The sequence below is a fragment of the Serratia sp. 2880STDY5682894 genome (assembly GCF_001537385.1).
In the GTDB taxonomy this organism is placed as follows: Bacteria; Pseudomonadota; Gammaproteobacteria; order Enterobacterales; family Enterobacteriaceae; genus Serratia; species Serratia nevei.
In genome coordinates, this window is the sequence record NZ_FCJA01000010.1 from 108,460 (window position 1) to 132,876 (window position 24,417).

The following is a 24,417-nucleotide window of genomic DNA, read 5'->3' on the forward strand; positions in this document are numbered from 1 at the left end:
CACCATGCCGACCAGGATCGTGATGATGCGCTGACCGATATCCAGGACCCCTTTAGCGGGGCCCTGCGCGCGCACTTGCGGTTGTTCAGCCATGATTAACGACGCGCGAGCAGCACGCCCAGCACGACGCCGACCGCCGCGCCGATACCGATGCCGGTCCACGGGTTGTCGCGCACGTAGTCGTCGGCCTGACCGGCGATCTGTTTGGTTTGCGAAGCCAGCTTGTCACCGGCGTCGCTCAGGCGAGCGCGGCTCTCTTTCAGCGCGCCTTCCGCTTTCGAACGCAGCTTCTCCAGCTCGGCTTTCGGCTTATCGGTGGAGGAGTTCAGCACTTCCTCCAGCGTATCGGCTAAGGACTTCAGTTCAGCGCGTAAGTTTTCTGCATTTGAATCATGTGCCATGTGATTATTCCTTAACGTTTATTTCGACAGACTTTTAACATAGCGGATTTTTTCGCCGGAGCAAAGGGGTGATGGCCAGCAGATAACACCAGACATCAATTCCATATGCTTAAGAAATCCCGTGTGATGGGGCTCTCATCGATAAATCCGCTGGTGTAAAAAAATTATTCCGCCTGGGCGCGTTTCAGCTCAGCCTGCGCTTCCGCCAGCTTTTGCTGCTTCTTGGCGACCTTGTCCAGCTTGCCGGTTTGCTGTGCTTCTTTCAGTTCCTGTCGGCGCTCGTCGACCTTGCGCTGCTTCTCCGCGATATTTTTCTGGCGTTCGGCCTGCAGGCCGGCTTCGGTACAGTGAGTCTGTACTTCGCTCAGCGCTTTTTTCAGCCCGTCCACGCGGTGGGTGTTGCCGTGTTGGGTGGCGTAGTCGATTTGCTGCTGGATGTCTTGCGCTTTGGCGGCGCAGCCGCCCTCAGCGGCCGAAGCGAGCGCCGGCAGCGTGCAGAGTGGCAACAGCAGTAACAGTGAATGGCGTAATTTCATCTTTCAGTTCCTTTTCATGGGATGCCTGAACAGGCATCCGCTTTCCTGACTGCCGAAGGCGGCAGCGCGAGAGGAGGGCGTTCATCGCCGGCTGAAGTTACCCTTCAGCATAGTCATGAAACCGGCGTGCCCCCAAAGAATCAGCCGTGACTCAGTGCCGACTGATTAATTCTTGAGCTAATCGATGCGAATGAAAATGAAGATAATGGCAATGAAAGGAAACCCCTTCCTATGAAGGGGATTATCCCAGATTGAGTGGGGAACGCGCAAATTCGCGTACCCAGTGCGACGGCACGGGGGACTCGCTCAACGCGATGTGGTAACCGGGCGGCAGGATGGTTTGCAGCGCTTCGCGCGCCAGCAATTGCTGCTCCGGCGAATCCAGACGGATGACCAGGCCATCGCCTTCCGGCGTAATGCTTTTGATGCGGATGCCGCGCTCATCCAGGCGCTGATAGACGTAAAAACCGTCGGGCAGCGACAGCCCTTGCTGGCTGGCGCGAATGCGCAGCTCGCTCTCGGTGCGCACCATGCAGGGCACCAACAGCGTCGCCAACGCCAGCAGGGCGAGCGCGATCATCAAGACGTATTGCCAGCGCGGGCGCTTTGCTGTCACGCCCCTTTCCCCGGATTCTGGCTGCCGGCGCGTTTTTTGCGCCACAGCACGATCAGCGAGCCGACCAGCCCGACCACCAGCAACACCAGCGGCAACATCATCAGGCAGAACATCAGCTGATCTTCATACTTGCGGAACACCGGGGTTTTCCCCAGCGCGAAACCCAGCGTCGTCAGGATCAAGACCCACAGCAGGCCGCTCATCCAGTTGAAGAACTGGAAGCGCGCGTTGCTCAGGCCGGACAGGCCGGCGATGGTCGGCAGCAGGGTGCGCACGAAGGCCAGGAAGCGGCCGACCAGCAGGGCGGAAAGCCCGTGACGGTGGAACAGGTTGTGAGCGCGCTGATGGTAGTGGGCCGGCAGGTGCGAAAGCCAGCCTTGCACCGTTCGCGTATTGCCGAGCCATCGGCCCTGTATATAGCTGACCCAGCACCCCAGGCTGGCGGCGACGGTCAGGATGACGATGGTCAGCGGGAAGCCCATGGTGCCTTTGGCGATCAGCACGCCAACCAGGATCAGCAGGCTGTCGCCCGGCAGGAAAGCGGCCGGCAGCAGGCCGTTTTCCAAAAACAGGATCATGAACAGCAGAATGTAGAGGGTCCACACCAACGAAGGGTTCGCCAGCGTCTCAAAATCCTGCTGCCACAAGGCATGTATCAGTTCTTTAATGATATCCATCCGGTGTTCCTAAAACGTCATTGTTTATTTTTATCTCAGCGGCGGAGCGGGCGTGGGCTGAAAGCGCGCGGCGATCCTGAATGCTGATAACGATGAAACGGCGTTGCTTTAAGGTTTCTAAGCGGTGCGACACCGGTCATAGGTGGTAAGTCAGCGTGCCACGGTACTGCATGTTGCTTTCTTTCCAGCCGGCCTGCCGGCTCTGTTGCCTGGAGGCGTCCAGCGTCCAGTCGACCTGGGCAAGCCGGTTGGGGGCCGGGGTGTCCTGGCGGGGGAAACGAATTCGGTAGCCCGGCTCTGCGGCCAGGGTATAGACCGGTGCCGTCAGGGAGGACGCGAGCAGCGAACCGGGGAAAGAGTGCGCTCTGGGCAGCAGCAGCGGCAACTTGCCGGGGGCTTTGCGGCGCGCTTCGGCCGGCGCCCGATACACATGATCATAGGGGGAAAGCGCCGGCTCCGCCAGCAGCGGCAGGCTGCTCAGCGCACTGGGGGTTGGCTTGGGTGACGCCACGCATAGCTGTTGGCCGGAGACCGAACCGGTCCAGCAGAAAACAGCAATCAGCATGGCAAACAACCAGCGCATTTATTCGCGTCCCGCCCCCGCAGCAATGGGTAAAAAAGTGGGCTAACTCTACCAAAATAGCACGATTGGCAACAGGGAAATCTACGTTGCCGACGGTGAAATAGTACACGGCAAACGGCGGTTCCGGCATCGATTCAGCGGATTTTACATTACCTGACATAAGCCGACGGTTTTTGACCGCCGGGGCTATTTCGGCTCGTGGCTCACGCCATCCAGATGCACCACCGGATTCTCGGCGAACAGGTAGCGGTCGGCGTTGTATTCGAAGTCGTCGCTGGTGGCGTTAAACAGCATCTGCTTGGTGTTTTCCAGGTGCTGCCACATCGCCAGTTTAGCGGCGTAAGGATCTTTGCGCATCAGTGCCTTGAGGATCTGATCGTGATCGTCGCACCAGCTGGCGATCGAACGTTCGTCGATATGCTCGTGCAGTTTCTTCCAGTAAGGGTTGTTGACCCGCTGCACCCACATTTTTTCTACGATGGTGGCCATGGCGGTGTTCTGGGTGGCCAGCGCCACCTGCACGTGGAACTTCAGATCCCACTGCGAGTCGCGGAAGCGATCCTCTTTGCGGGCGTGCTCCTGGATCTCCATCAGCTGCACGATATCTTGTTTGGTCACCTGGGTGGCGGCGAATTCGGCGATGTTGCTTTCGATCAGCTGGCGCGCCTGCAGCAGCTCAAACGGGCCCGCGGTGGCGAACTCGATGCTGTCGCCCGGCACCACCAGGTGTTTTTGCTGGTTGGACACCACGTGGATCCCGGATCCCTTGCGCACGTCCACATAGCCTTCCACTTCCAGCATGATGATCGCTTCGCGCACCACGGTGCGGCTGACATTCATCTCTTCGGCGATGTATCGCTCGGCCGGCAGCTTGTCGCCTACCGGGTAGCGGCCGCTTTCGATACGTTGCTTAAGCTCGGCGGCCAGTTGCTGATACAGGCGTCTGGTTTCGGTGAATTCCATAGTGAATGCTCTATACGGTGCGGTGGGAGGGGGCGCGTGGCCATCGGATTTGTTATACCACTTATTCGGCACCGCTGCCAGAGGAGCAAAAGGCCCGGCGCGGCGGCCGGGCGGCGGGATCAGCTGCGCGCCGGGGCCGGCTGCAGCGCGGCGGGTTGCGGTTCGGCGGCCGGGCGGTTTTGCAGCACCGTCCAGATGACGATGGCGCCGAGAATGTCGAAGACCGACAGCGCGGCGAACAGCGGACTGAAGCCGAGGGTGTCCGCCAGGGCGCCGACCACCAGGGCGAACAGCGTGCTGGCGGTCCAGGCCGCCATGCCGGTCAGGCCGTTGGCGGTCGCCACCTCATTGCGGCCGAACACGTCGGAAGAGAGGGTGATCAGCGCGCCGGACAGCGCCTGATGGGCGAAGCCGCCGACGCACAGCAGCGCGATAGCCGCATAAGGGCTGGTGAACAGGCCGATCATGCCGGGGCCGATCATCAACACCGCCCCCATCGTCACCACCAGCTTGCGCGAGACGATCAGATTGACCTTGAAATACTTCTGGAACAGCGGCGGCAGGTAGCCGCCGACGATGCAGCCGAGATCGGCGAACAGCATCGGCATCCAGGCGAACATGGCGATCTCTTTCAGATTAAAGCCGTAGGCCTTGAACATGAACAGTGGGATCCAGGCGTTGAAGGTGCCCCAGGCCGGTTCCGCCAGAAAGCGCGGCAGCGCGATGCCCCAGAACTGGCGGTTGCGCACGATCTGCCAGGCGGACATCTTTTTGGCGTTTGAGGTCTGGTGCTGCGCTTCCTGGCCTTCGAGGATGTAACGACGCTCTTCCTGGCTCAGTTTCTTCTGATCTTTCGGGTGCTTGTAGAACAGCAGCCAGCAGATGGCCCAGATCAGGCTCAGCACGCCGGTGATGATGAACGCCATCTCCCAGCTGTGCGCCACGATGGCCCATACCACCAGCGGCGGGGCGATCATGCCGCCGATCGACGAACCGACGTTGAAATAGCCGACGGCGATCGAACGCTCTTTGGCCGGAAACCACTCGCTGCTGGCCTTCAGCCCGGCGGGGATCATCGCCGCCTCGGCCATGCCGACCGCGCCGCGCGCCAACGCCAGTCCGCCCCAGCTGTTGGCCAGCGCGGTGCCCATACAGAACACCGCCCAAAGAATGGCGAACATGGCGTAACCGACCTTGGTGCCGAGCACGTCCAACACATAGCCCGCCACCGGCTGCATCACGGTGTAGCAGGCGGAATAGGCGGCGACGATATAGGAATACTGCTGGGTGGTGATGTGCAGCGTATCTTCCAGCGTCGGCGCCGCCACGGCGATGGCGTTGCGGGTCAGGTAACCCAGCACGGTGCCGACGGTCACCAGCCCGATCATGTACCAGCGTAACCCTTTAATTTTACGCATCCGAAATGTCTCCCCGTTTGAAGGTATGGCCGGCGATGCGGCTGGCGAGACAATAACCTGTCATACAGGTTTAAAAGTTGAGTGATATCACAAAAGGAATTATTCGCCTGAGCGATACTGTCGCCGGTGAAATAGGGCGTTTATGCCGCACATTTGCCGTAAAAACGAGTGAAAAAGGGATTGGAGGACAGCAAAACGGCAGATGGCGGGAAAAATTTGCTGGACGCTCGCTAAAATTGGTGTGATAACTTTTGTGATTCGATCCCTGTGCCGCACGGCAAGTAAGGTAAGGAGCCCGAGATGGCGACGTTTTTGAGCGAAGATTTCCTGCTGGACAGCGAATTTGCCCGGCGTTTGTACCATGACTACGCGGCGCAGCAGCCGATTTTCGACTACCACTGCCATTTGCCGCCGCAGCAGATTGCGGAGAATACCCGCTTCAGCAACCTGTACGATATCTGGCTGCGGGGCGATCACTACAAATGGCGGGCGATGCGCACCAACGGCGTGGCGGAGCGGCTGTGCACCGGCGATGCGGGCGATCGCGAGAAATTCGACGCCTGGGCCGCCACGGTGCCGCACACCATTGGCAACCCGCTCTATCACTGGACGCACCTGGAGCTGCGCCGGCCGTTCGGCATCACCGGGACGCTGCTGTCGCCGAGCACGGCGGATGAGATCTGGCAGCGCGGCAATGCGCTGCTGGCGCAGGATGAGTTTCGCGCGCGCGGCATCATGCGGCAGATGAACGTGAAAATGGTCGGTACCACCGACGATCCGATCGACGATCTGCGCCACCATCGGGCGATCGCCGACGATCATAGCTTCGATATCAAGGTGTTGCCGAGCTGGCGGCCAGACAAGGCCTTCGCCATCGATGCGCCCGGCTTCAATGACTATCTGCGGCAGCTGGAGGCGGCGGCGGACACCGCCATCGGCCGTTTCAGCATGCTGTGCGACGCCCTGCACAAGCGTATGGATCACTTCGCCGCCCACGGTTGCAAGGTGGCCGACCATGCGCTGGACGTGGTGGTGTTCGGCGAGGCCGATGAAGCGACGCTGGATGCGATCCTGCTGCGTCGCCTGAACGGCGAGCTACCGACGCCGGAACAGAGCGCACAGTTCAAAAGCGCGGTGCTGCTGTTCCTGGCCGGCGAATATCGGCGCCGCGGCTGGGTGCAGCAATATCACATCGGCGCGCTGCGCAATAACAACAGCCGCATGTTGGCCGCCGTCGGGCCGGATATCGGCTTCGACTCGATCAACGATCGGCCGCTGGCGGAGCCGCTGTCGCGGCTGCTGGATGCCCAGGCGCGGCAGGGCGGCCTGCCGAAAACCATTCTCTATTGCCTCAACCCGCGCGATAACGAAGTGATCGGTACCATGATCGGCAATTTCCAGGGGGAAGGCACGCCGGGCAAGATGCAGTTTGGCTCCGGCTGGTGGTTCAACGATCAGAAGGACGGCATGCAGCGCCAAATGACGCAGCTGGCGCAACTCGGGCTGCTGAGCCGCTTCGTCGGCATGCTGACCGACAGTCGCAGCTTCCTGTCGTATACGCGCCATGAATACTTCCGCCGCATCCTTTGCCAGATGATCGGCCGCTGGGTGACGGACGGCGAAGCGCCGGCCGATATCGCGCTGCTGGGCGGGATGGTGAAAAACATCTGCTTCGACAACGCCAAAGACTATTTCGCCATTGACCTGGCGTAGCCGTTATCCGGGACCGGTTTATGCAAAGTACGATAAAGATTCACGAGCAGGATAACGTGGCGGTAGCGCTGCGCGACCTGGCCGCCGGAGACACGGTTGAGCTGGCAGGCGTAGCCGTTCCGCTGGTGCAGCCGGTGGCGCGCGGGCACAAGTTTGCGCTCGGCCCGATCGCCGAGGGCGAGGACATCATCAAATATGGCCAGCCGATCGGCCACGCGCTCGTGGCCATCGGCCCTGGGGAGCATATTCATTCGCAAAACGCCAAAACCAACCTGAGCGATCTGGACAGCTACCGTTACCAGCCGCAGTTCCCGGCGTTGCCGCCGCAGGCGGCGGATCGCGAGGTGCAGCTGTACCGCCGGGCCGGCGGCGACGTGGGGATCCGCAACGAACTGTGGATCGTGCCGACCGTCGGCTGCGTCAACGGCATCGCCCGCCAGATCCAGCAGCGCTTTTTGCAGCAAACGCAGGCGGAGGGGATCGACGGCGTGCATCTGTTCAGCCATCCGTTCGGCTGCTCGCAGCTGGGGCAGGATCATGCCAACACCCGCATCATGCTGCAGAACATGGCGCGCCATCCCAACGCCGGCGCGGTGCTGGTGATCGGGCTGGGGTGCGAGAACAATCAGGTGGATGCTTTTCGCGCCACGCTGGGGATGGCGGACGAGCGGCGGCTGCGCTTTATGGTGTGCCAACAGCAGGACGACGAGGTGGAGGCCGGGCTGGCGCTGTTGCACGAGCTGTACCGGGAGATGCGCCACGATCGCCGCGAGCCGGGCCGCCTGAGCGAGCTGAAGTTCGGCCTGGAGTGCGGCGGTTCGGACGGATTGTCGGGCATCACCGCCAACCCGTTGCTGGGGCGCTTTTCCGATTATGTGATCGCCAACGGCGGCACCACGGTGCTGACCGAAGTACCGGAGATGTTCGGCGCCGAGCGCATTCTGATGAGCCGTTGCCGCGACGGGGTGACCTTCGACAAAACCGTCGACATGATCAACGATTTCAAACGCTATTTCATCGCCCATCAACAGCCGATATACGAGAACCCATCGCCGGGCAATAAGGCCGGCGGCATTACCACGCTGGAAGAGAAATCGCTCGGCTGCACCCAAAAAGCGGGCCTGAGCCAGGTGGTGGACGTGCTGAAGTACGGTGAGCGGCTGCGCGTGCCGGGGCTGAATCTGCTCAGCGCGCCGGGCAACGATGCGGTGGCGACCAGCGCGCTGGCCGGTGCCGGCTGCCATATGGTGCTGTTCAGCACCGGGCGCGGCACGCCATACGGCGGCTTTGTGCCGACGGTGAAGCTGGCCACCAACAGCGAGCTGGCGGCGAAGAAACCGCATTGGATCGATTTCGACGCCGGCGGCCTGATCCACGGCGTGGCGATGGAGACCTTGCTCGGCCGCTTCGTCGATCTGATCGTCGAGATCGCCAACGGCCGCCCGGCGCGCAATGAAGCCAACGATTTCCGCGAGCTGGCGATCTTTAAAAGCGGGGTGACGCTCTAACGCTGACAAAAAAGGCGCTCGAGGGAGCGCCTTTTTATGAAGCAACTTGCGCTTAACGCACCTTCAGCGGGTCTTCGTTCGCCAGCCGTTGATCTTCCGCCTGGCAGGCCGCGGCGGTGAACAGCACGTCGGTGGAGGAGTTGAGGGCGGTTTCCGCCGAATCCTGCAGCACGCCGATAATAAAGCCGACCGCCACCACCTGCATCGCCACGTCGTTCGGAATGCCGAACATGTTGCACGCCAACGGGATCAGCAGCAGCGAGCCGCCGGCCACGCCGGAGGCCCCGCAGGCGCACAGGGCGGCCACCACGCTCAGCAGCAGAGCGGTCGGGACGTCCACCGCGATGCCCAGCGTGTTCACCGCTGCCAGCGTCAGCACGGTGATGGTGATCGCCGCGCCGGCCATGTTGATGGTGGCGCCCAGCGGGATGGAAACCGAGTAGGTGTCCTCATTCAGATTCAGCTTCTTGCACAGCTCCATGTTCACCGGGATGTTGGCGGCGGAGCTGCGGGTGAAGAAGGCGGTCACGCCGCTCTCGCGCAGGCAGGCGAACACCAGCGGATACGGGTTGCGGCGGATTTTCCAGTAAACGATCAGCGGGTTGAGCACCAGCGCCACCAGCAGCATGCAGCCGAGCAGTACCATCAGCAGCTGGGCGTAGCCCCACAGCACGCCGAAGCCGGTTTCCGCCAGCGTGGAAGCCACCAGGCCGAAGATGCCGAGCGGCGCACAGCGGATCACCGCGCGCACCACCAGCGTAACCGCATGGGACATGTCGTTGATCAGCCCTTTAGTGGTTTCGGAAGCGTGGCGCAGCGCCAGCCCCAGCCCGACGGCCCACGCCAGAATACCGATGTAGTTGGCGTTAATCAGCGCATGGAACGGGTTGGCCACCACGCTCATCAACAGGCCTTTCATCACGTCCACGATGCCGCCCGGCGGGGTAATGTCCGTCGCGCCGGTGGTCAGCGCCAGCGTAGAAGGGAAGATAAAGCTGACGACGACCGCCACCAGCGCGGCGGCAAAGGTGCCCAGCAGGTAGAGGAACAGGATCGGGCGAATGTTGGTCTTCTGCCCCTGTTTATGGTTGGCGATCGAGGCCATAACCAGAATCAGCACCAGCAGCGGCGCCACCGCTTTCAGCGCGCCGACGAACAGGGTGCCGAGCAGGCCGACGGCGGCCGCGGCTGCCGGCGAAACCAGCGCCACCAGAATGCCGGCCACCAGGCCGACCATGATTTGTTTGACCAGGCTGCCCTGCGTGATCCTTTGTAGTAGTTTTTGCATAGTGCTTTCTTCCTGATGTTATCTGGCCGCCGCGGCGGGAACGACACCGGGTAGCTTTATATGATTCTGTAACTAAGTGTGTTTGCCGAATCAGTATTCAGCAATCGAATGATGTTGGAAAGAGGCGGGGATGAAATTCTGAGCGCGGATCAACACTTGATAACATACTGGTTACATTTGTGTGATCGCAATAACGTTTGGCGTTTTGGGGGAATTGCCAAACAATCGCGGGGCGACTAGCGCCCCGGATAACAGATTGTGGTTATTTCTTCGCCAGGCGATCGTTACGGCGATTGACCCAGGCGTTGATCAGCAAGGTAAGCGTCAGGATGCCTGCCACCACGCCGAGCGACACGCCGATCGGGATGTGGAAGAAGTCGATAATCAGCATCTTGATGCCGATAAACACCAGAATCACCGACAGGCCATATTTCAGCATCGAGAAACGCTCCGCCACGTTGGCCAGCAGGAAGTACATGGCGCGCAGGCCCATGATGGCGAACAGGTTAGAGGTCAGGACAATGAACGGATCGGTGGTCACGGCGAAGATCGCCGGGATGCTGTCCACCGCGAAGATCACGTCGCTCAGTTCGACCAGGATCAGCACCAGCACCAGCGGGGTGGCGAACAGGATGCCGTTGCGGCGCACGAAGAAGCGCTCGCCTTCCAGGCTGTCGGTCATGCGCAGGTGGCTGCGCAGCCATTTCACCAGCGGCTTGTCGCCGATCGCCGAGTCATCTTCCTTCGCCAGCGCCATCTTGATGCCGGTGAACAGCAGGAAGGCGCCGAACAGATACAGCAGCCACTGGAACTGGCTGACCAGCCAGCTGCCGGCGAAGATCATGATGGTACGCAGGACGATCGCGCCCAGCACGCCGTAGATCAGCACCCGCCGCTGCAGGTTGGCCGGCACGGCGAAGTAGCTGAACAGCATCAGCCAGACGAACACGTTATCCACCGCCAGCGCTTTTTCGATCAGGTAGCCGGTCAGGAAGGCCAGCGCCTGGGTATCGGCGACGGCGCGCCCGGCGGTTTCATTCAGGTAGTACCAGAAACCGAAATTGAACAGCAGGGAGAGGCTGACCCACACCAGCGACCAGCTGGCGGCCTGCTTCAGGGTCATGGTGTGCGCGCCTTTACGGCCCTGCAACAGGAGGTCGATTGCGAGCATCACGACTATGACGGCGGCGAAGCTGCCCCATAACCACGGTGTGCCAACGGAATTCATCATCAGAGGTATCCTTCAAAAACAAAAACGGCCAACGTCGGAAGACGCCAGCCGCTCTGTGAACGCTGCAAGCAAACCTCGCCTTCCGGCAAGGTCTCACTTACAACGTTGATGAAGGTGGTTACACCTTTGACATCAGGTTGCCCGGTAACCGGATGCTTGCGCATCGTAATGACGATTGACCGGCAATGAAGTTACTCCCCTTTGCAGAGCAGAAAGTAATGCAAAATGTGTCGGCGGTCAACGTGAATCGCGTTAGCCGGCCATCGCTTTTTGCGCGCCGAGGCTGACGACGAATCCCTGCAGCAGCAGGCGGCTGAACGGCGTGTCGCTAACCTGTTGTTGTTGCTGTTGATAGCGGGCTTGTTGCTCGGGATGCAGTTCGCCAAGCCACTGCAGATACTGGCTCATCACCGCGCCGTTGAATTCCGGATGGAACTGGGTGGTCAGGGCGTGATCGCCATAGCGCAGGATCTGGTGCGCGTCCTGCTGCGAACGCGCCAGCGTCTGCGCGCCGGCGGGCGGCGTCAGCACGCTCTGCGAATGGATAAGGTTGGCCTTGAAACGCGGCGGCAGCAGGGTGAGCCGCCGGTCTTCGGCCGCGGCGGGCAGCAGTTCGATCTCCAGCGTACCCACCTCCATGCCCTGCGGGTGGTAGCCCACTTCGCCGCCGAGCGCGTAGGCCAGCAGCTGGTGGCCGTAGCAGACGCCGAACAGCGGCAGTTTGATCGCCATCGCCTGACGCAGCCATTCGGCGGCTTCCTCGCTCCACGGCAGCTGTTCGGTCACCATCGCCGGCGATCCGGTGATGACTACGCCGCAATAGGCGGCCGGCGGCAACGGCCGTTCGCCGGCGGGAAGATGCACGATGTGCGCGCGTTCGGCGTCGATGTTGCCCTGTTGCAGGAACATACCTTCAAAGTTGGCCAGTTCCTGGCGAATGGCCTGCGGCGCGTCGCCGGTTTGCATCACGAGCAGCGGTTTCATCTCATGCTCCGTCGGCGGGGAAGACGACGCCGGTCTGGCGGCGGATGTCGGTCAGCAGGCGGGCGACGATCAGCGAATTCTCCAGCCCCGGGTGTTCCACCTGATGCTTCTCAATCAGCTCGGCGAAGGCCAGCGCTTCATACAGCATGGTATTGATATGCTGTGTCTGGCTCAGATCCTGGCGGTTGCCGCCGCGCGGCGTCAGCGCCACGCCCTGACACTCGGAAATCTTGTCGATAATCAGCGTGCCTTCTTCCCCCTGGATCTCGCTGGGGATCGCCGAGTCGCTGACCTTGGAATGGGAAAGCGTGACGTCGAAATCGCCGTAGTTCAGACAGACGGTGCCGTGGGCGTCCACGCCGGTATCCAGCAGCGTGGCGCTGGCCAGCACCGACTGCGGCGCGCCGAACAGCGCTACCGCGCTGGCCAGGCAGTAGTAGCCGATGTCCATGATCGAGCCGTTGGAGAACTGGGGGTTAAAGGTGTTGGGGTTCTCGCCGGCGAGATAGCGCGGGTAGCGCGAAGAGTATTGGCAGTAGTTGATAAAGGCTTTGCGCAGCCGGCCGACTTTCGGCAATGCCTGCTGCAGCGCCAGGAAATTCGGCAAGTAGGCGCTTTTGAACGCTTCGAACAGCACCACCTGATTTTCCCGCGCGCAGGCTACCAGCTGTTCCGCTTCGCGCTGGTTGGAGGCCAGCGGCTTTTCGCAGATCACGTGTTTTTTATGGCGCAGGAACAGCAGCGATTGCGGGCAGTGCAGGGAATTGGGGCTGGCGATATACACCGCGTCTATGGCGTCAGACTGCGCCATCGCCTCGAGCGAGTCGAAAAACTGCGTGACCTGATAGTTGGCGCCAAATGCCTGCGCCTGGTCCAGCGAGCGTGAATACACGGCGCTCAGCTTGAGTTTGCCGCTTTCATGGGCGGCATCGATAAAACGTTCCGTAATCCAGTTGGTGCCGACGACGGCAAAGCGAATCATGGCGAGCTCCGGTCCAGGCCTAAAACCGCAGATTATCACGCCCTCACTCGCTATGCATACAGCTCGCCGAACAGCGAAAGGTGCGTCAGATACAGCCGGGTATCGAACTCCAGCTGGTGGTAATCCGGCTCCATATGGCAGCACAGGCTGTAGAACGCCTTGTTGTGATCTTTCTCTTTCAGGTGCGCCAGCTCATGCACCACGATCATGCGCAGGAAGGGTTCGGGCGCCACCTTGAACACCGTCGCCACGCGGATTTCCGCCTTGGCCTTCAGCTTGCCGCCCTGCACGCGCGAGATGGCGGTATGCAGGCCAAGCGCGTGCTTCATGACGTGGATCTTGCTGTCGTAGGCCACCTTGCTCAGCGGCTGGGCGTTGCGCAGATACTGGTTTTTCAGATCGACGGTAAACTGATACAGCGACTTGTCGGTGGTGCAGTCGTGCACCTGCGGATAGCGCTGCAGCAGCACGTCTCCCAGCCGGTTCTGATGGATCAGTTGCTGCACCTGGCTTTGCAGATGCGTTGGGTAGCCTTGCAGGTAGGTCAATTCAGACATTCTTGTTCCGTATCAACGGCCATTCAGCCGGTCATTCTATGCTGTTTTTTCGCTCAAATCCTGACATACGCAATTTATCCGAAAAAACATTTTACTGACGGGCGTTTTTAGGGGATAAACAGCCCAAATTTTATCAGTCAGGAGGGGCAATGAGCCAACTCGATCTGGGAACACAGCAACTTGAGCTGGAGCGTTATCCCCAACAGGAAGAATCCACCCAACTGCAGGCGTGGGAAGCAGCGGACGAATATCTGCTGCAACAGCTTGAAAACGTAGATATCGGCGGCCGTCCGGTGCTGATTTTCAACGATAACTTCGGCACCCTGGCCTGTGCGCTGCACGCGCATCGTCCTTACAGCGTCAGCGACTCGTACATGAGCCAGCTGGCGACGCGCCACAACCTGAAGCTCAACGGTCTGGATCCCGAGCAGGTCACGCTGTTGGACAGCCTGGCCGAGCTGCCGGCGGCGCCGGCGGTGGTGCTGATTCGCGTGCCGAAAGCGCTGGCGCTGCTGGAGCAGCAGCTGCGCGCGCTGCGCCACGTCGTGACCGAAGACACGCTGATCGTCGCCGGCGCCAAGGCGCGCGACGTGCATACCTCGACGATGCAGCTGTTTGAAAAGGTGCTGGGCCCGACGCGCACCAGCCTGGCGTGGAAGAAAGCGCGCCTGATCTTCTGCCAGGCGGCGGATATCGTCCCACCGGCGGCGGCGGAAACCACCGACTGGACGCTGGACGGCACCGATTGGCTTATCCATAACCACGCCAACGTCTTCTCGCGCGGCAGCCTGGATATCGGCGCGCGCCTGTTTATGGAACATCTGCCGCGTGGCCTGAACGGCCATATCGTCGATCTGGGCTGCGGCAACGGCGTGATTGGCCTGACGGCGCTGGCGCAAAACCCGGAAGCGCAGGTGACCTTCGTCGATGAATCTTACATGGCGGTGGCCTCCAGCGAGCTGAACGTGGAGCACAACCTGCCGCAAGAGCTGGATCGTTGCCAGTTTGAGGTGAACAACGCGCTGGCGGGCATCGAGCGCGAAAGCGTGCAGGCGGTGCTGTGTAACCCGCCGTTCCACCAGCAGCATGCCATTACCGATCACACCGCCTGGCAGATGTTCTGCGACGCCAAGCGCTGCCTGCAGGTAGGCGGCGAGTTACGCATCGTCGGCAACCGCCACCTCGACTATCATCAGAAGCTCAAGCGTCTGTTCGGCAACTGCACGCTGGTGGCCTCGAACAAGAAGTTCGTGATCTTGAGAGCGGTTAAATCCGGCGCGCGTCGCTGAGCGTGATGACCAAGGGGCGCTGTGCGCCCCTTTTTTACAGCGCCATCGCCAGCCGCGTACCCTGATCGATCGCGCGGCGGGCGTCCAGCTCGGCGGCCACGTCGGCGCCGCCGATCAGATGCACGATTTTCCCCATCGCCTGCAGCGGCTGCTGCAGCTCGCGGCGTGGTTCCTGCCCGGCGCAGATGACCACCGTGTCTACCGGCAGGCAGCTGTCCTGCTCGGCGCGGGTGATGTGCAGCCCTTCGTCGTCGATCAGCCGATAGCTGACGCTGTTGAGCATTTTCACGCCGCGCATCGCCAGGCTGGCGCGGTGGATCCAACCAGTGGTTTTCCCCAGGCCTTCGCCCACTTTGCTGGTTTTGCGCTGCAGCAGATAGATTTGCCGCGCGGCGCGTGGCGCCTGAGGGCCTTGCGCCGCCAGCCCGCCGCGCTGCTCAAGGCGGCCGTCAATGCCCCATTCGCGGTTGAATTCCGCCTGATCCTGGCTGCTGGACACGCCGTGCTGGCTGAGGTACTCGGCGGTGTCGAAGCCGATGCCGCCGGCGCCGACGATCGCCACCCGCTGGCCGACCGGTTTTTTATCGCGCAGCACGTCCAGATAGCTCAGCACCTTGGCGTGGCCGATGCCGGGGATGTCCGGGGTGCGCGGCAAGATGCCGCAGGCGAGGATCACTTCGTCGAATTCGCTTAAATCCGCCGCCTCGACCTTGACGCCCAGCCTGACCGTCACTTCGCGCAGCGCCAGCTGGCGGCGGAAGTAACGCAGGGTTTCATGGAATTCTTCCTTGCCGGGGATCTGCTTGGCGATGTTGAACTGGCCGCCGATCTGATCGGCCGCGTCGAACAGCGTCACCTGATGGCCGCGGCTGGCGGCAGTGGTGGCGAAGGCCAGCCCGGCGGGGCCGGCGCCGATCACCGCCAGCTTTTTCGGTTTCTCCGCCATCGTCAACGGCATTTCGGTTTCGCGGCAGGCGCGCGGATTGACCAGGCAAGACGTCAGCTTGCCTTCAAAAATCTGGTCGAGACAGGCCTGGTTGCAACCGATGCAGGTATTGATCTCGTCGGCGCGTCCCTCGGCGGCTTTCTGCACAAAGGCGGCGTCGGCGAGGAACGGGCGCGCCATCGACACCATGTCGGCGCAGCCGTCCGCCAGCACCTGCTCGGCCACCGCCGGATCGTTGATGCGGTTAGTGGTGATCAGCGGAATACCCACCTTGCCCATCAGCTTGCGGGTCACCCAGCTGAACCCGGCGCGCGGCACCATGGTGGCGATGGTCGGGATGCGCGCCTCGTGCCAGCCGATGCCGGTATTGATGATCGTGGCGCCTGCCTGTTCGACCGCCAGCGCCAGCTGTTCAATCTCCTGCCAGCTGGAGCCGTCTTCCACCAGATCGAGCATCGACAGCCGGTAGATCAGAATGAATTCCGCGCCCACCGCCTGGCGCACCGCCCGCACAATCTCGACGGCGAAGCGCATGCGGTTGGTGAAGCTGCCGCCCCAGCGATCGTCGCGCTGGTTGGTGCGCGCCGCCAAAAATTGGTTGATCAGGTAGCCTTCGGAACCCATCACCTCAACGCCGTCGTAGCCGGCCTGTTGCGCCAGCGCCGCGCAGCGGGCGAAGTCGGCGATGGTCTGCTCGATCTCCGCTTCATTCAGCGCGCTTGGCGCGAAGGGATTGATCGGCGCCTGCAGCGCGGAAGGGCCCACCGGGTGCGGCTGATAGCTGTAGCGGCCGGCATGCAGGATCTGCAGCGCTATCTTGCCGCCCGCGCGATGAACGGCCTCGGTGACCGGCCGATGGTGAGGCAGCTGCGCCTCGCTGTTGAGGGTGGAACCGCCGCGATACACCACGCCTTTGTCGTTGGGCGCGATGCCGCCGGTGACGATCAGGGCCACGCCGGCGGCGGCGCGCTCGGCATAGAACGCGGCCAGGCGCTGCGGGCCGTCAGGCAGCTCTTCCAGGCCGGTATGCATCGATCCCATCAGCACCCGGTTTTTCAGGGTGGTGAAGCCGAGATCCAGCGGCGCCAGCAGGTGAGGGTAATTGCTCATTGCACTCTCCATCGGGTGAAATCGGGGCCCGTTGTTATAATTATGTGAACATAAGTGGTCGGATGAGATAAATCTAGCCGTTGTCGCGCCGCTTGGGAATCTGCGTTGTGCCGAATGTGATAGACGTCATGAATCTCAGGCACCGTTTGCATAACGAACAAAAGATCGGTTAACCTTTGCGCGTTGTAAATTCCTTCTCTCTGCGGAGCCATAACCGAAAATGAACAACCACACCTGCTGATATCGGGTCCCACGCTGTGCGCTCCCGCGCCCTGTGGGGATGTTTTGATCTCATTCAGGAGTGCTTATGGCTCATTTTGCGCAGTCCCCTTATTTCGTTTTACATCAACTGACCTGCCAATTTGCTGACGGCGAAACGCTGTTCGGCCCGCTGGATCTCGCTTTCGATCGGTCGCGCTGCGGCCTGGTGGGGCGCAACGGCGTCGGCAAAACCCAGCTGTTGCGCCTGATCGCCGGGCGGGAGCGGCCGGGCAACGGGCACGTCGAATCCCATGCCGCATTGGCTTACGTTGCGCAGCAGCCGGAGATCGCGGCGAACACCACGCTGGCGCAGCTGCTGGGCTACGGCGAGGTCTTCGCCGCGCTGGCGCGCATCGAGCAAGGGCGGCCGTTGGCGGACGACATCGATCGTCTGGAAAGGCGCTGGGATCTCAACGATCGCCTGCAAAGCGCCTTCGCCGCCGCCGGGCTGCCGGCCTTCGATCCGCTGCGACCCGCAAGCTCACTGAGCGGCGGCGAACGGATGCGCGCGGCGCTGTGTGGCGCTTTTCTGGGGGAGGCGGATTATCTGCTGTTGGACGAACCGACCAACCACCTCGACAGCGCCGGGCGCGCCTGGCTGTATCAGCAGCTGGATCAGTGGCGCGGCGGGCTGCTGATCGCCAGCCATGATCGGCAGCTGCTGGGGCGTATGGAGCGCATCGTCGAACTGACGCCCGGTGCGCTGCGCAGCTATGGCGGCAACTACGACGACTACCGGCGCCAGCGCGACATGGAGCAGCAGGCGGCGCGCGCCGATCTGGAACATGCGCGCGAGGAGCGCCGCCGCACCCGCGCCCGTCAGCAGAAAGAGCACGACATGAGCCAGCGGCGCTCGGCGCAAACGCTGCGCGTCGTCGATACGCTGAATATCGCCTCTTTCGAACGGGTGGCCTACAAATCGGCGGCGAAGGAGAGCCTCGGCACGCTGCGCAAACAGCATCAGGACCAGCGCGACAGCCTCGATGCGGCGGTGCGCGAGGCCTATCAGCGGGTGGAGGACGAGCAACCGGTGTTGCTGGCGCTGCCGGGCAGCGAGGTGAGCGCGAACAAGCAGGTGCTGGTGCTCGAGCAGCTGCAACTGCCGTTCGTCAGCGCGCCGCCGCTGGATCTGCGTATCGACGGCCCGATGCGCGTGGCGTTGACCGGCCCCAACGGCTGCGGCAAATCCACCTTGCTGAAAACCGTTCTCGGTCAGCTGACGGCGCTTTCCGGCCATTGTCATTGCCCGCTGTCGACGGCCTACCTCGATCAAACTCTGTCGCAGCTCGACCCGAGTCTGTCGGTGATGGACCATCTGGGGCTGCAGGATTCGCCGCTGGCGGAAGGCGCGTTGCGCACTCGGCTGGCGCAGCTGCAGCTTGGTGCGGATCGCATCGCGCTGCCGCTGGGCGCGCTGAGCGGCGGCGAACGGCTTAAGGCGGCGCTGGCCTGCGCGTTGTGGCGGCGACAACCGGCGCAGCTGCTGTTGCTGGACGAACCGACCAACCACCTGGATCTGGCGTCGTCGCTGGCGATCGAAACTGCCCTGGCGGATTTCCCCGGCGCGATGCTGGTGGTATCGCACGACGAAGACTTCCTGCAGGCGCTGCGGCCGACGCACCGCCTGAACCGGCAGGCGGACGGCTGGCGGCTTCAGGCCTGGTAACGCGCAAAGGCGGCCCTAGGGGGCCGCCTTTTTCATCTCGGGCGCGTTAATGCAGGCCAGCAGTTGGGTGAAGGCCGCGGCCATCTGCTCTTCCGGCACGCAGGCAAATCCCATCAGCAGGCCGCGCCGGCGGTTGGGCAGCATGTAGTAGCGCGACAGCGGCCGCACCAGCACCCCCTGCGCGCCGGCGGTGGCGGCGATCGCCACGTCGTCGGCCTCGTCCGGCAGGTTGAGGATCAGGTGCAATCCGGCGTTGCTGTTGAATTCGCTGAGCGCCTGTTTGCCGAGGTGCTGTTCGATCAATCCGGTCAGGAAGGCGCGCCGCCGGGCGTACAGCAACCGCATGCGGCGGATATGCGCGGTGTAGTGCCCCGCCTGAATAAACTCAGCCAGCGCGCTCTGGATCAGGAGGTGCCCGCCGCGGTACAGCTCGGCGTGGGCGGTTTTCAGCGCCTGCACCAGCGGCGGCGGCAACACCACATAGCCGAGGCGCAGCGCCGGGTAGAGCGTTTTGCTGAAGGTGCCGATGTAAATCACCGGCGCGTCGGCCTCCAGCCCTTGCAGCGCCGGGATCGGTTGGCCGGAAAAGCGGAATTCGCTGTCGTAGTCGTCCTCGACGATCCAGCCGCCGGCGTTGCGCGCCAGCGCCAGCAGCCGTTGGCGGCGCGCCAGGCTCATCACCGAGCCGAGCGGATACTGGTGCGACGGGGTCACGAAGATCAGCCGCGGTGGGTTGGTCGGCTGCTCCGGCGGCACCAGCCCGGCTTCGTCCACCGCCAGCGGGCAGATGTTCAGCGCATTGATACGCAGGATATTGCGGATCCCCCAATAGCCCGGCTCTTCGATCCAGGCGTCATCCCCCGGATTGCACAGCATGCGTGTCACCAGATCGATCGCCTGATGGATGCCCTCGGTGATCAGGATCTGTTCCGGCGAGCAGCGCACCGAGCGCGCCACCCGTAAATACTCCACCAGCGCATGCTGCAGCTCCGGGCTACCGCCCTGATTGCTGTAGGTCAGCCGCTGCGGCGCCGGGCGGCGGCTGAGGCGCGCCTGGATCTTGCTGAACAGCTGATGGGGGAAGGCGTTGACGTCGGGCACGCCGGGAATGAATGCCCCCCACTGTTTGGGGCTGGCGCTGGCGTGGTGCAGCAGCGTGGCGCCGCGCTCCGACAGTTCGACGCGGCGCGGTTGCCCGCTGCCGTCCGCCGGGGCGCTGCCGGTGGAGAGGCAGCTGTCCGGCACCGTGTCGGCGACGAAGGTGCCGCTTCCGGCGCGCGCCAACACGTAACCTTCCGCCAATAGTTGTTCATAAACGGTTAACACGGTGTTGCGGGACAGGCTGAGTTCCTGCGCCAGATCGCGCGAGGCGGGCAGGCGGCTGGAGGGCGGCAGGCTGCCGTCGAGAATGCTGGTGCGGATCGCGTTGTAAAGCCGCTTGTGCAGCTTGTCATCGGGCTGCTCGCCGAGGCGCTGCAGCAACAGATCACCACTCAATGAGCGCAATTGGATCCCTCAATTATTCGTAACTGGCACTCGATTATAGGGCCACATCCTGTGTAAATAAACGGCATTGTTTCACGAATGTGAACGAAACGTGTAACTGGCACCGACCGGAGAGAACAGCATGAAAAACGCAGAATTGAACCAACGCCGTCAGGACGCCACCCCGCGCGGAGTGGGCGTGATGTGTGGTTTTTACGCCGAGCGCGCAGAGAACGCCACGCTGTGGGATGTGGAAGGCAAAGAAGTGATCGATTTCGCCTCGGGGATCGCCGTGCTGAACACCGGCCACCGCCACCCGAAGGTGATCGCCGCGATTGAAAAGCAGCTGCAGGCCTTCACCCACACCGCCTATCAGATCGTTCCTTACGAAAGCTATGTCTCGTTGGCGGAGCGCATCAACCAGCGCGCGCCGATCGCCGGCCCGTGTAAAACCGCCTTCTTCACCACCGGCGCGGAAGCGGTGGAAAACGCGGTGAAGATCGCCCGTGCTTACACCGGCCGTCCGGGATTGATCACCTTCGGCGGCGGTTTCCACGGCCGCACCTATATGACCATGGCGCTGACCGGCAAAGTGGCGCCTTACAAACTGGGCTTTGGCCCATTCCCCGGCTCGGTGTTCCACGGCCAGTACCCGAATGCGCTGTACGGCGTGACTACCGAAGACGCGATGAACAGCCTGGATCGCCTGTTTAAAGCGGATATCGATCCCAAGCAGGTGGCGGCGATCGTGCTGGAGCCGGTGCAGGGCGAAGGCGGCTTCAACGTGGCGCCGGCCGAGTTCATGCAGGCGCTGCGCGCGCTGTGCGACCAGCATGGCATCCTGCTGATCGCCGACGAAGTGCAGACCGGCTTCGCCCGTACCGGCAAGCTGTTCGCCATGGAGCACTACAGCGTTAAGCCGGATCTGATCACCATGGCGAAAAGCCTGGCGGGCGGCATGCCGCTGTCGGCGGTGGCGGGCCGCGCCGAGGTGATGGACGCGCCGGCGCCGGGTGGGCTGGGCGGTACCTATGCCGGTAACCCGCTGGCGGTGGCCGCGGCGCATGCGGTGCTGGACGTGATCGACGAAGAGCAGCTGTGCCAGCGCGCCCAGCGTTTGGGGCAGCACCTGGTGGAAGTGTTGCAGCAGGCGCGCAAAACCAGCACGGCGATCGCCGATGTGCGCGCGCAAGGCTCGATGGTGGCGGTGGAGTTCAACGATCCGGCCACCGGCAAACCATCTGCCGATATCACCCGTCAGGTGCAGCAGAAGGCGATGGAAGAAGGGCTGCTGCTGCTGAGCTGCGGCGTGAACGGCAACGTGATTCGCTTCCTGTACCCGCTGACCATCCCGGACGATCAGTTCACCAAGGCGATGGGCATCCTGTCTCGCGCGCTGGCCCACTAAGGAGCGAACGGCATGAAATTGAACAATCCCAAGCTGCTGCGCAGCCAGTGTCTGATCAACGGCGAATGGTGCGATGCCCTGAGCGGTAAGCGCGAAGCGGTGATCAACCCGGCCACCGGCGCCGAACTGGCCAGCATTCCGCTGGTCAGCGAAGAGGAAACCCAGCAGGCGATCGCGGCGGCGCAGCGGGCGCAAAACGAGTGGAAGCAGCTGACCGCCAAGCAGCGTTCCGCGCTGCTGCTGGCCTGGGCCGACAAGGTACTTGCCGCACAGGAAGATCTGGCGCAGCTGATGACCGCCGAGCAGGGCAAATCGCTGGCGGAAGCGCGCGGCGAAGTGGCGTACGCCGCGTCGTTCATCACCTGGTTCGCCGAAGAGGCCAAGCGGGTGGACGGTGCGGTATTGCAGGCGCCGCAGGCTTCGCAGCGCCTGGTGGTGGTGAAGCAGCCGATCGGCGTGTGCGCGGCCATCACCCCGTGGAACTTCCCGGCGGCGATGATCACCCGCAAGGTGGCGCCGGCGCTGGCGGCCGGTTGCGCCATCATCGTCAAACCGGCCGAGCAAACGCCGTTGACCGCGCTGGCGTTGGCCAAGCTGGCGCAGGACGCCGGCATTCCCGCCGGCGTGTTGCAGGTGGTGACCGGGGAAGCGGCACAGGTGGGCAAGGTGCTGTGCGACAGCCCGGTGGTGCGCAAGCTGAGCTTTACCGGTTCGACCGAGGTCGGCCGCATCCTGATGGCGCAGTGCGCGCCGAGCATCAAAAAACTGTCGCTGGAGCTGGGCGGTAACGCGCCGGTCATCGTGTTCGACGACGCCAATCTGGACGCGGCAGTGGCGGGCATCATGGCCTCCAAGTTCCGCAACAGCGGCCAGACCTGCGTCTGCGCCAACCGCATCTACGTGCAGGACGGCATCTACGAGCGGCTGGCGGAGAAACTGGTGGCGGCGGTCGAGCAGCTGAAAGTCGGCGACGGCAGCCAGGAAGGCACCACCCAGGGGCCGCTGATCGACAGCGATGCGGTAGCGAAGGTACAGAGCCATATCGACGACGCGTTGATCAAAGGGGCGCAGATCGCCACCGGCGGCCAGCCGCACGCGCTCGGCGGCACTTTCTTCCAGCCGACGGTGGTGACCGGCGTAACGCAGAAGATGCGCTTCGCCAAAGAAGAGACCTTCGGGCCGGTGGCGCCGCTGTTCCGCTTCCATGACGAGGCGGAAGCCATCGCCATGGCCAACGACACCGAATTCGGCCTGGCCGCCTACCTGTTCACGCAGAACGCCGCGCGCCAGTGGCGCGTGCCGGAGGCACTGGAGTACGGCATGGTCGGCATCAACACCGGGCTGATTTCCAACGAAGTGGCGCCGTTCGGCGGCGTGAAACAGTCAGGGCTCGGGCGTGAAGGATCGCGCTACGGGATAGAAGAATATCTGGAGCTGAAATACCTGTGTATCGATGTGAGCTGTTGAGCGTCAGGACGTTAACCCATCCCGGCGGCCAGCGTCGCCGGGCGATAAAGGATGATGCATGTCTGATAATATCTCTGTTTCTCCGGCGCTTGCCGCCGGGGTGCGAGCACCTGCACCCGCCAAATCGTTAAGTTTCCTCGAAGGGGTGGCGATGATCGTCGGCACCAACATCGGCGCCGGGGTGCTCTCCATCGCCTACGCCTCCAGCAAGGCCGGTTTCCTGCCGCTGCTGTTCTGGCTGGTGCTGGTGGGGAGCCTGACCACCATCACTATGCTGTACGTCGCCGAATCCACGCTGCGCACCCGCGCACATCTGCAGCTGAGCGGGCTGGCGAAGCGCTACGTAGGCGGCCTGGGCGCCTGGCTGATGTTCGCTTCGGTGTGCGTCAACAGCGTCGGGGCGCTTACCGCCTACATGACCGGCAGCGGCAAGCTGCTGCAATCGCTGTTCGGCATCTCGCCGGCGCTGGGCAGCCTGCTGTTCTTCGTGCCCGCCGCCGGTGTGCTGTACCTCGGTTTGAAAGCGATCGGCCGCGGCGAGAAGTTCATCAGCATCGGCATGGTGGTGATGTTGACCGCGCTGGTGGCGGCAACGCTGCTGAAAGACGCCACCCAGATGCGCAACCTGCTGGACGGCGACTGGCGCTATATGGTGCCGGTGTTCAACGTGGTGGTGTTCTGCTTCTCGGCGCAGTACATCGTGCCGGAAATGGCGCGCGGCTTTGCCGACAAGCCGGAACAACTGCCGAAGGCGATCATCGTCGGTATGGTGGTGACCTTCATTTTGCTGGCGGCGGTGCCGATGTCGGTGATCGCGCTCAGCGGGCTGGATGACATCTCCGACGTGGCCACCATCTCCTGGGGCCAGGCGCTGGGGCAGTGGGCGTTCTTCTCCGCCAACATCTTCGCGCTGTGTGCGATGCTGACCTCGTACTGGGGATTGGGCGGCAGCTTCCTGACCAATATTTTCGACAAGTTTCGGCTGGGCAACGACGAGCTGCCGCTGCGCCGCTTCGGCGTGCTGCTGTTGGTGGTAGTGCCGCCGTTCGTGCTGGCCTACAGCGGGCTGGTGTCGTTCGTCAACGCGCTCTACTTCGCCGGGGTGTTCAGCGGGGTGATCCTGTCGATCATGCCGATGCTGATCCTGCGCGGCGCGCGCAAACACGGCGACCAGACCCCGCGCTGGCAGTGCAACTGGATCACGCACCCGCTGCTGCAGGTCAGCATTGTGCTGCTGTACCTGGCCAGCGCGGTGTACGCCATCGCTTCATTGTTAGGCTATCTGCCCTCTGGATGGTGATTTGCCTTCCCTCAAGCAGTGATGTTGT

Annotated in this window: 22 protein-coding genes; 8 read left to right on the top strand and 14 right to left on the bottom strand. The window is 62.6% G+C overall.

Annotated elements, in window-relative coordinates:
- Positions 1-95 precede the first annotated feature (95 nt).
- The 7 genes from AWX27_RS20470 to AWX27_RS20500 all read right to left on the bottom strand — a co-directional run bounded on the left by AWX27_RS20470 (position 96) and on the right by AWX27_RS20500 (position 5,194).
- A complete protein-coding gene (locus AWX27_RS20470; protein WP_060424699.1) occupies positions 96-401 on the bottom strand; it encodes an ElaB/YgaM/YqjD family protein in 306 nt (101 codons plus the stop codon).
- 164 nt (positions 402-565) lie between these two features.
- The gene (locus tag AWX27_RS20475) at positions 566-937 is read right to left on the bottom strand and encodes a DUF1090 domain-containing protein (RefSeq protein ID WP_033636105.1); all 372 of its coding nucleotides are present in this window, start codon (positions 935-937) and stop codon (positions 566-568) included.
- A gap of 241 nt (positions 938-1,178) precedes the next feature.
- Complete coding sequence (gene mzrA / locus AWX27_RS20480) at positions 1,179-1,553, bottom strand: EnvZ/OmpR regulon moderator MzrA (protein ID WP_004937130.1); 375 nt, start codon at positions 1,551-1,553, stop codon at positions 1,179-1,181.
- Complete coding sequence (locus AWX27_RS20485; RefSeq protein WP_049198505.1) at positions 1,550-2,230, bottom strand: DedA family protein; 681 nt, start codon at positions 2,228-2,230, stop codon at positions 1,550-1,552. Before AWX27_RS20485 ends, mzrA begins: the two co-directional genes overlap by 4 nt.
- Before the next feature lie 136 nt (positions 2,231-2,366).
- Positions 2,367-2,813, bottom strand: a complete 447-nt coding sequence (locus AWX27_RS20490) for a hypothetical protein (RefSeq protein WP_060424701.1) — start codon at positions 2,811-2,813, stop codon at positions 2,367-2,369.
- 186 nt (positions 2,814-2,999) lie between these two features.
- Complete coding sequence (gene exuR / locus AWX27_RS20495; protein WP_033636102.1) at positions 3,000-3,776, bottom strand: transcriptional regulator ExuR; 777 nt, start codon at positions 3,774-3,776, stop codon at positions 3,000-3,002.
- A 119-nt stretch (positions 3,777-3,895) separates the two neighbouring features.
- A complete protein-coding gene (locus tag AWX27_RS20500) occupies positions 3,896-5,194 on the bottom strand; it encodes an MFS transporter (protein ID WP_060424703.1) in 1,299 nt (432 codons plus the stop codon).
- A 77-nt stretch (positions 5,195-5,271) separates the two neighbouring features.
- Between AWX27_RS20500 and AWX27_RS25175 the strand changes: the two genes are divergently transcribed.
- Genes AWX27_RS25175 through AWX27_RS20510 form a run of 3 tightly spaced genes read left to right on the top strand, consistent with a single transcriptional unit; the run spans position 5,272 to position 8,415 of the window.
- The gene (locus AWX27_RS25175) at positions 5,272-5,439 is read left to right on the top strand and encodes a hypothetical protein (RefSeq protein ID WP_154618198.1); all 168 of its coding nucleotides are present in this window, start codon (positions 5,272-5,274) and stop codon (positions 5,437-5,439) included.
- 55 nt (positions 5,440-5,494) lie between these two features.
- Positions 5,495-6,907, top strand: coding sequence for a glucuronate isomerase (gene uxaC, locus AWX27_RS20505; protein ID WP_060424706.1), 1,413 nt, complete (start codon positions 5,495-5,497; stop codon positions 6,905-6,907).
- Between the two features lie 20 nt (positions 6,908-6,927).
- A complete protein-coding gene (locus tag AWX27_RS20510) occupies positions 6,928-8,415 on the top strand; it encodes a UxaA family hydrolase (protein ID WP_060424708.1) in 1,488 nt (495 codons plus the stop codon).
- Positions 8,416-8,467: 52 nt separating this feature from the next.
- On the opposite strand, the gene sstT is transcribed toward AWX27_RS20510, so the two are convergent.
- The 5 genes from sstT to AWX27_RS20535 form a co-directional block, all read right to left on the bottom strand.
- A complete protein-coding gene (sstT, locus tag AWX27_RS20515; protein WP_060424710.1) occupies positions 8,468-9,703 on the bottom strand; it encodes a serine/threonine transporter SstT in 1,236 nt (411 codons plus the stop codon).
- 262 nt (positions 9,704-9,965) lie between these two features.
- Positions 9,966-10,934, bottom strand: a complete 969-nt coding sequence (locus tag AWX27_RS20520; protein ID WP_060424713.1) for a TerC family protein — start codon at positions 10,932-10,934, stop codon at positions 9,966-9,968.
- 252 nt (positions 10,935-11,186) lie between these two features.
- Entirely contained in the window at positions 11,187-11,918 is a 732-nt protein-coding gene (locus tag AWX27_RS20525) for a glutamine amidotransferase (protein ID WP_060424716.1), read from the bottom strand.
- A 1-nt stretch (position 11,919) separates the two neighbouring features.
- Positions 11,920-12,900, bottom strand: coding sequence for a Gfo/Idh/MocA family protein (locus AWX27_RS20530; RefSeq protein WP_060424718.1), 981 nt, complete (start codon positions 12,898-12,900; stop codon positions 11,920-11,922).
- A 50-nt stretch (positions 12,901-12,950) separates the two neighbouring features.
- Positions 12,951-13,457: a M48 metallopeptidase family protein gene (locus tag AWX27_RS20535; RefSeq protein WP_004937154.1), complete on the bottom strand. Its 507-nt coding sequence runs from the start codon at positions 13,455-13,457 to the stop codon at positions 12,951-12,953.
- Between the two features lie 149 nt (positions 13,458-13,606).
- Here AWX27_RS20535 and rlmG point away from each other — a divergent pair, with 149 nt between their 5' ends.
- Complete coding sequence (rlmG, locus tag AWX27_RS20540) at positions 13,607-14,746, top strand: 23S rRNA (guanine(1835)-N(2))-methyltransferase RlmG (protein WP_015379148.1); 1,140 nt, start codon at positions 13,607-13,609, stop codon at positions 14,744-14,746.
- A gap of 34 nt (positions 14,747-14,780) precedes the next feature.
- Here the strand turns inward: rlmG and AWX27_RS20545 are convergent, their stop codons facing one another.
- Positions 14,781-16,802: an oxidoreductase gene (locus AWX27_RS20545; RefSeq protein WP_060424720.1), complete on the bottom strand. Its 2,022-nt coding sequence runs from the start codon at positions 16,800-16,802 to the stop codon at positions 14,781-14,783.
- Between the two features lie 307 nt (positions 16,803-17,109).
- Here AWX27_RS20545 and AWX27_RS20550 point away from each other — a divergent pair, with 307 nt between their 5' ends.
- Positions 17,110-18,729, top strand: coding sequence for an ABC-F family ATP-binding cassette domain-containing protein (locus AWX27_RS20550; protein WP_060424723.1), 1,620 nt, complete (start codon positions 17,110-17,112; stop codon positions 18,727-18,729).
- A 15-nt stretch (positions 18,730-18,744) separates the two neighbouring features.
- Here AWX27_RS20550 and AWX27_RS20555 read toward each other — a convergent pair whose 3' ends face one another.
- Positions 18,745-20,235, bottom strand: coding sequence for a MocR-like pyridoxine biosynthesis transcription factor PdxR (locus tag AWX27_RS20555; protein WP_060424727.1), 1,491 nt, complete (start codon positions 20,233-20,235; stop codon positions 18,745-18,747).
- A gap of 121 nt (positions 20,236-20,356) precedes the next feature.
- Here AWX27_RS20555 and AWX27_RS20560 point away from each other — a divergent pair, with 121 nt between their 5' ends.
- The 3 genes from AWX27_RS20560 to AWX27_RS20570 are packed head-to-tail and all read left to right on the top strand — an operon-like array spanning position 20,357 to position 24,389.
- Complete coding sequence (locus AWX27_RS20560) at positions 20,357-21,622, top strand: 4-aminobutyrate--2-oxoglutarate transaminase (RefSeq protein WP_060424729.1); 1,266 nt, start codon at positions 20,357-20,359, stop codon at positions 21,620-21,622.
- Between the two features lie 12 nt (positions 21,623-21,634).
- Entirely contained in the window at positions 21,635-23,089 is a 1,455-nt protein-coding gene (locus tag AWX27_RS20565; protein ID WP_060424732.1) for an NAD-dependent succinate-semialdehyde dehydrogenase, read from the top strand.
- A gap of 58 nt (positions 23,090-23,147) precedes the next feature.
- Positions 23,148-24,389 (top strand): aromatic amino acid transport family protein, encoded by a 1,242-nt coding sequence (locus AWX27_RS20570; RefSeq protein ID WP_060424734.1) that lies wholly within the window; start codon positions 23,148-23,150, stop codon positions 24,387-24,389.
- Positions 24,390-24,417 lie beyond the last annotated feature (28 nt).

Excerpts from the sequence above, each read along its gene's own strand:
- AWX27_RS20470 (WP_060424699.1), bottom strand. The coding sequence starts at position 401 with ATGGCACATGATTCAAATGCAGAAAACTTACGCGCTGAACTGAAGTCC.
- AWX27_RS20475 (WP_033636105.1), bottom strand. The coding sequence starts at position 937 with ATGAAATTACGCCATTCACTGTTACTGCTGTTGCCACTCTGCACGCTG.
- AWX27_RS20485 (WP_049198505.1), bottom strand. The coding sequence starts at position 2,230 with ATGGATATCATTAAAGAACTGATACATGCCTTGTGGCAGCAGGATTTT.
- AWX27_RS20490 (WP_060424701.1), bottom strand. The coding sequence starts at position 2,813 with ATGCGCTGGTTGTTTGCCATGCTGATTGCTGTTTTCTGCTGGACCGGT.
- exuR (WP_033636102.1), bottom strand. The coding sequence starts at position 3,776 with ATGGAATTCACCGAAACCAGACGCCTGTATCAGCAACTGGCCGCCGAG.
- AWX27_RS20500 (WP_060424703.1), bottom strand. The coding sequence starts at position 5,194 with ATGCGTAAAATTAAAGGGTTACGCTGGTACATGATCGGGCTGGTGACC.
- uxaC (WP_060424706.1), top strand. The coding sequence starts at position 5,495 with ATGGCGACGTTTTTGAGCGAAGATTTCCTGCTGGACAGCGAATTTGCC.
- AWX27_RS20510 (WP_060424708.1), top strand. The coding sequence starts at position 6,928 with ATGCAAAGTACGATAAAGATTCACGAGCAGGATAACGTGGCGGTAGCG.
- sstT (WP_060424710.1), bottom strand. The coding sequence starts at position 9,703 with ATGCAAAAACTACTACAAAGGATCACGCAGGGCAGCCTGGTCAAACAA.
- AWX27_RS20520 (WP_060424713.1), bottom strand. The coding sequence starts at position 10,934 with ATGATGAATTCCGTTGGCACACCGTGGTTATGGGGCAGCTTCGCCGCC.
- AWX27_RS20525 (WP_060424716.1), bottom strand. The coding sequence starts at position 11,918 with ATGAAACCGCTGCTCGTGATGCAAACCGGCGACGCGCCGCAGGCCATT.
- AWX27_RS20530 (WP_060424718.1), bottom strand. The coding sequence starts at position 12,900 with ATGATTCGCTTTGCCGTCGTCGGCACCAACTGGATTACGGAACGTTTT.
- AWX27_RS20535 (WP_004937154.1), bottom strand. The coding sequence starts at position 13,457 with ATGTCTGAATTGACCTACCTGCAAGGCTACCCAACGCATCTGCAAAGC.
- rlmG (WP_015379148.1), top strand. The coding sequence starts at position 13,607 with ATGAGCCAACTCGATCTGGGAACACAGCAACTTGAGCTGGAGCGTTAT.
- AWX27_RS20545 (WP_060424720.1), bottom strand. The coding sequence starts at position 16,802 with ATGAGCAATTACCCTCACCTGCTGGCGCCGCTGGATCTCGGCTTCACC.
- AWX27_RS20550 (WP_060424723.1), top strand. The coding sequence starts at position 17,110 with ATGGCTCATTTTGCGCAGTCCCCTTATTTCGTTTTACATCAACTGACC.
- AWX27_RS20560 (WP_060424729.1), top strand. The coding sequence starts at position 20,357 with ATGAAAAACGCAGAATTGAACCAACGCCGTCAGGACGCCACCCCGCGC.
- AWX27_RS20565 (WP_060424732.1), top strand. The coding sequence starts at position 21,635 with ATGAAATTGAACAATCCCAAGCTGCTGCGCAGCCAGTGTCTGATCAAC.
- AWX27_RS20570 (WP_060424734.1), top strand. The coding sequence starts at position 23,148 with ATGTCTGATAATATCTCTGTTTCTCCGGCGCTTGCCGCCGGGGTGCGA.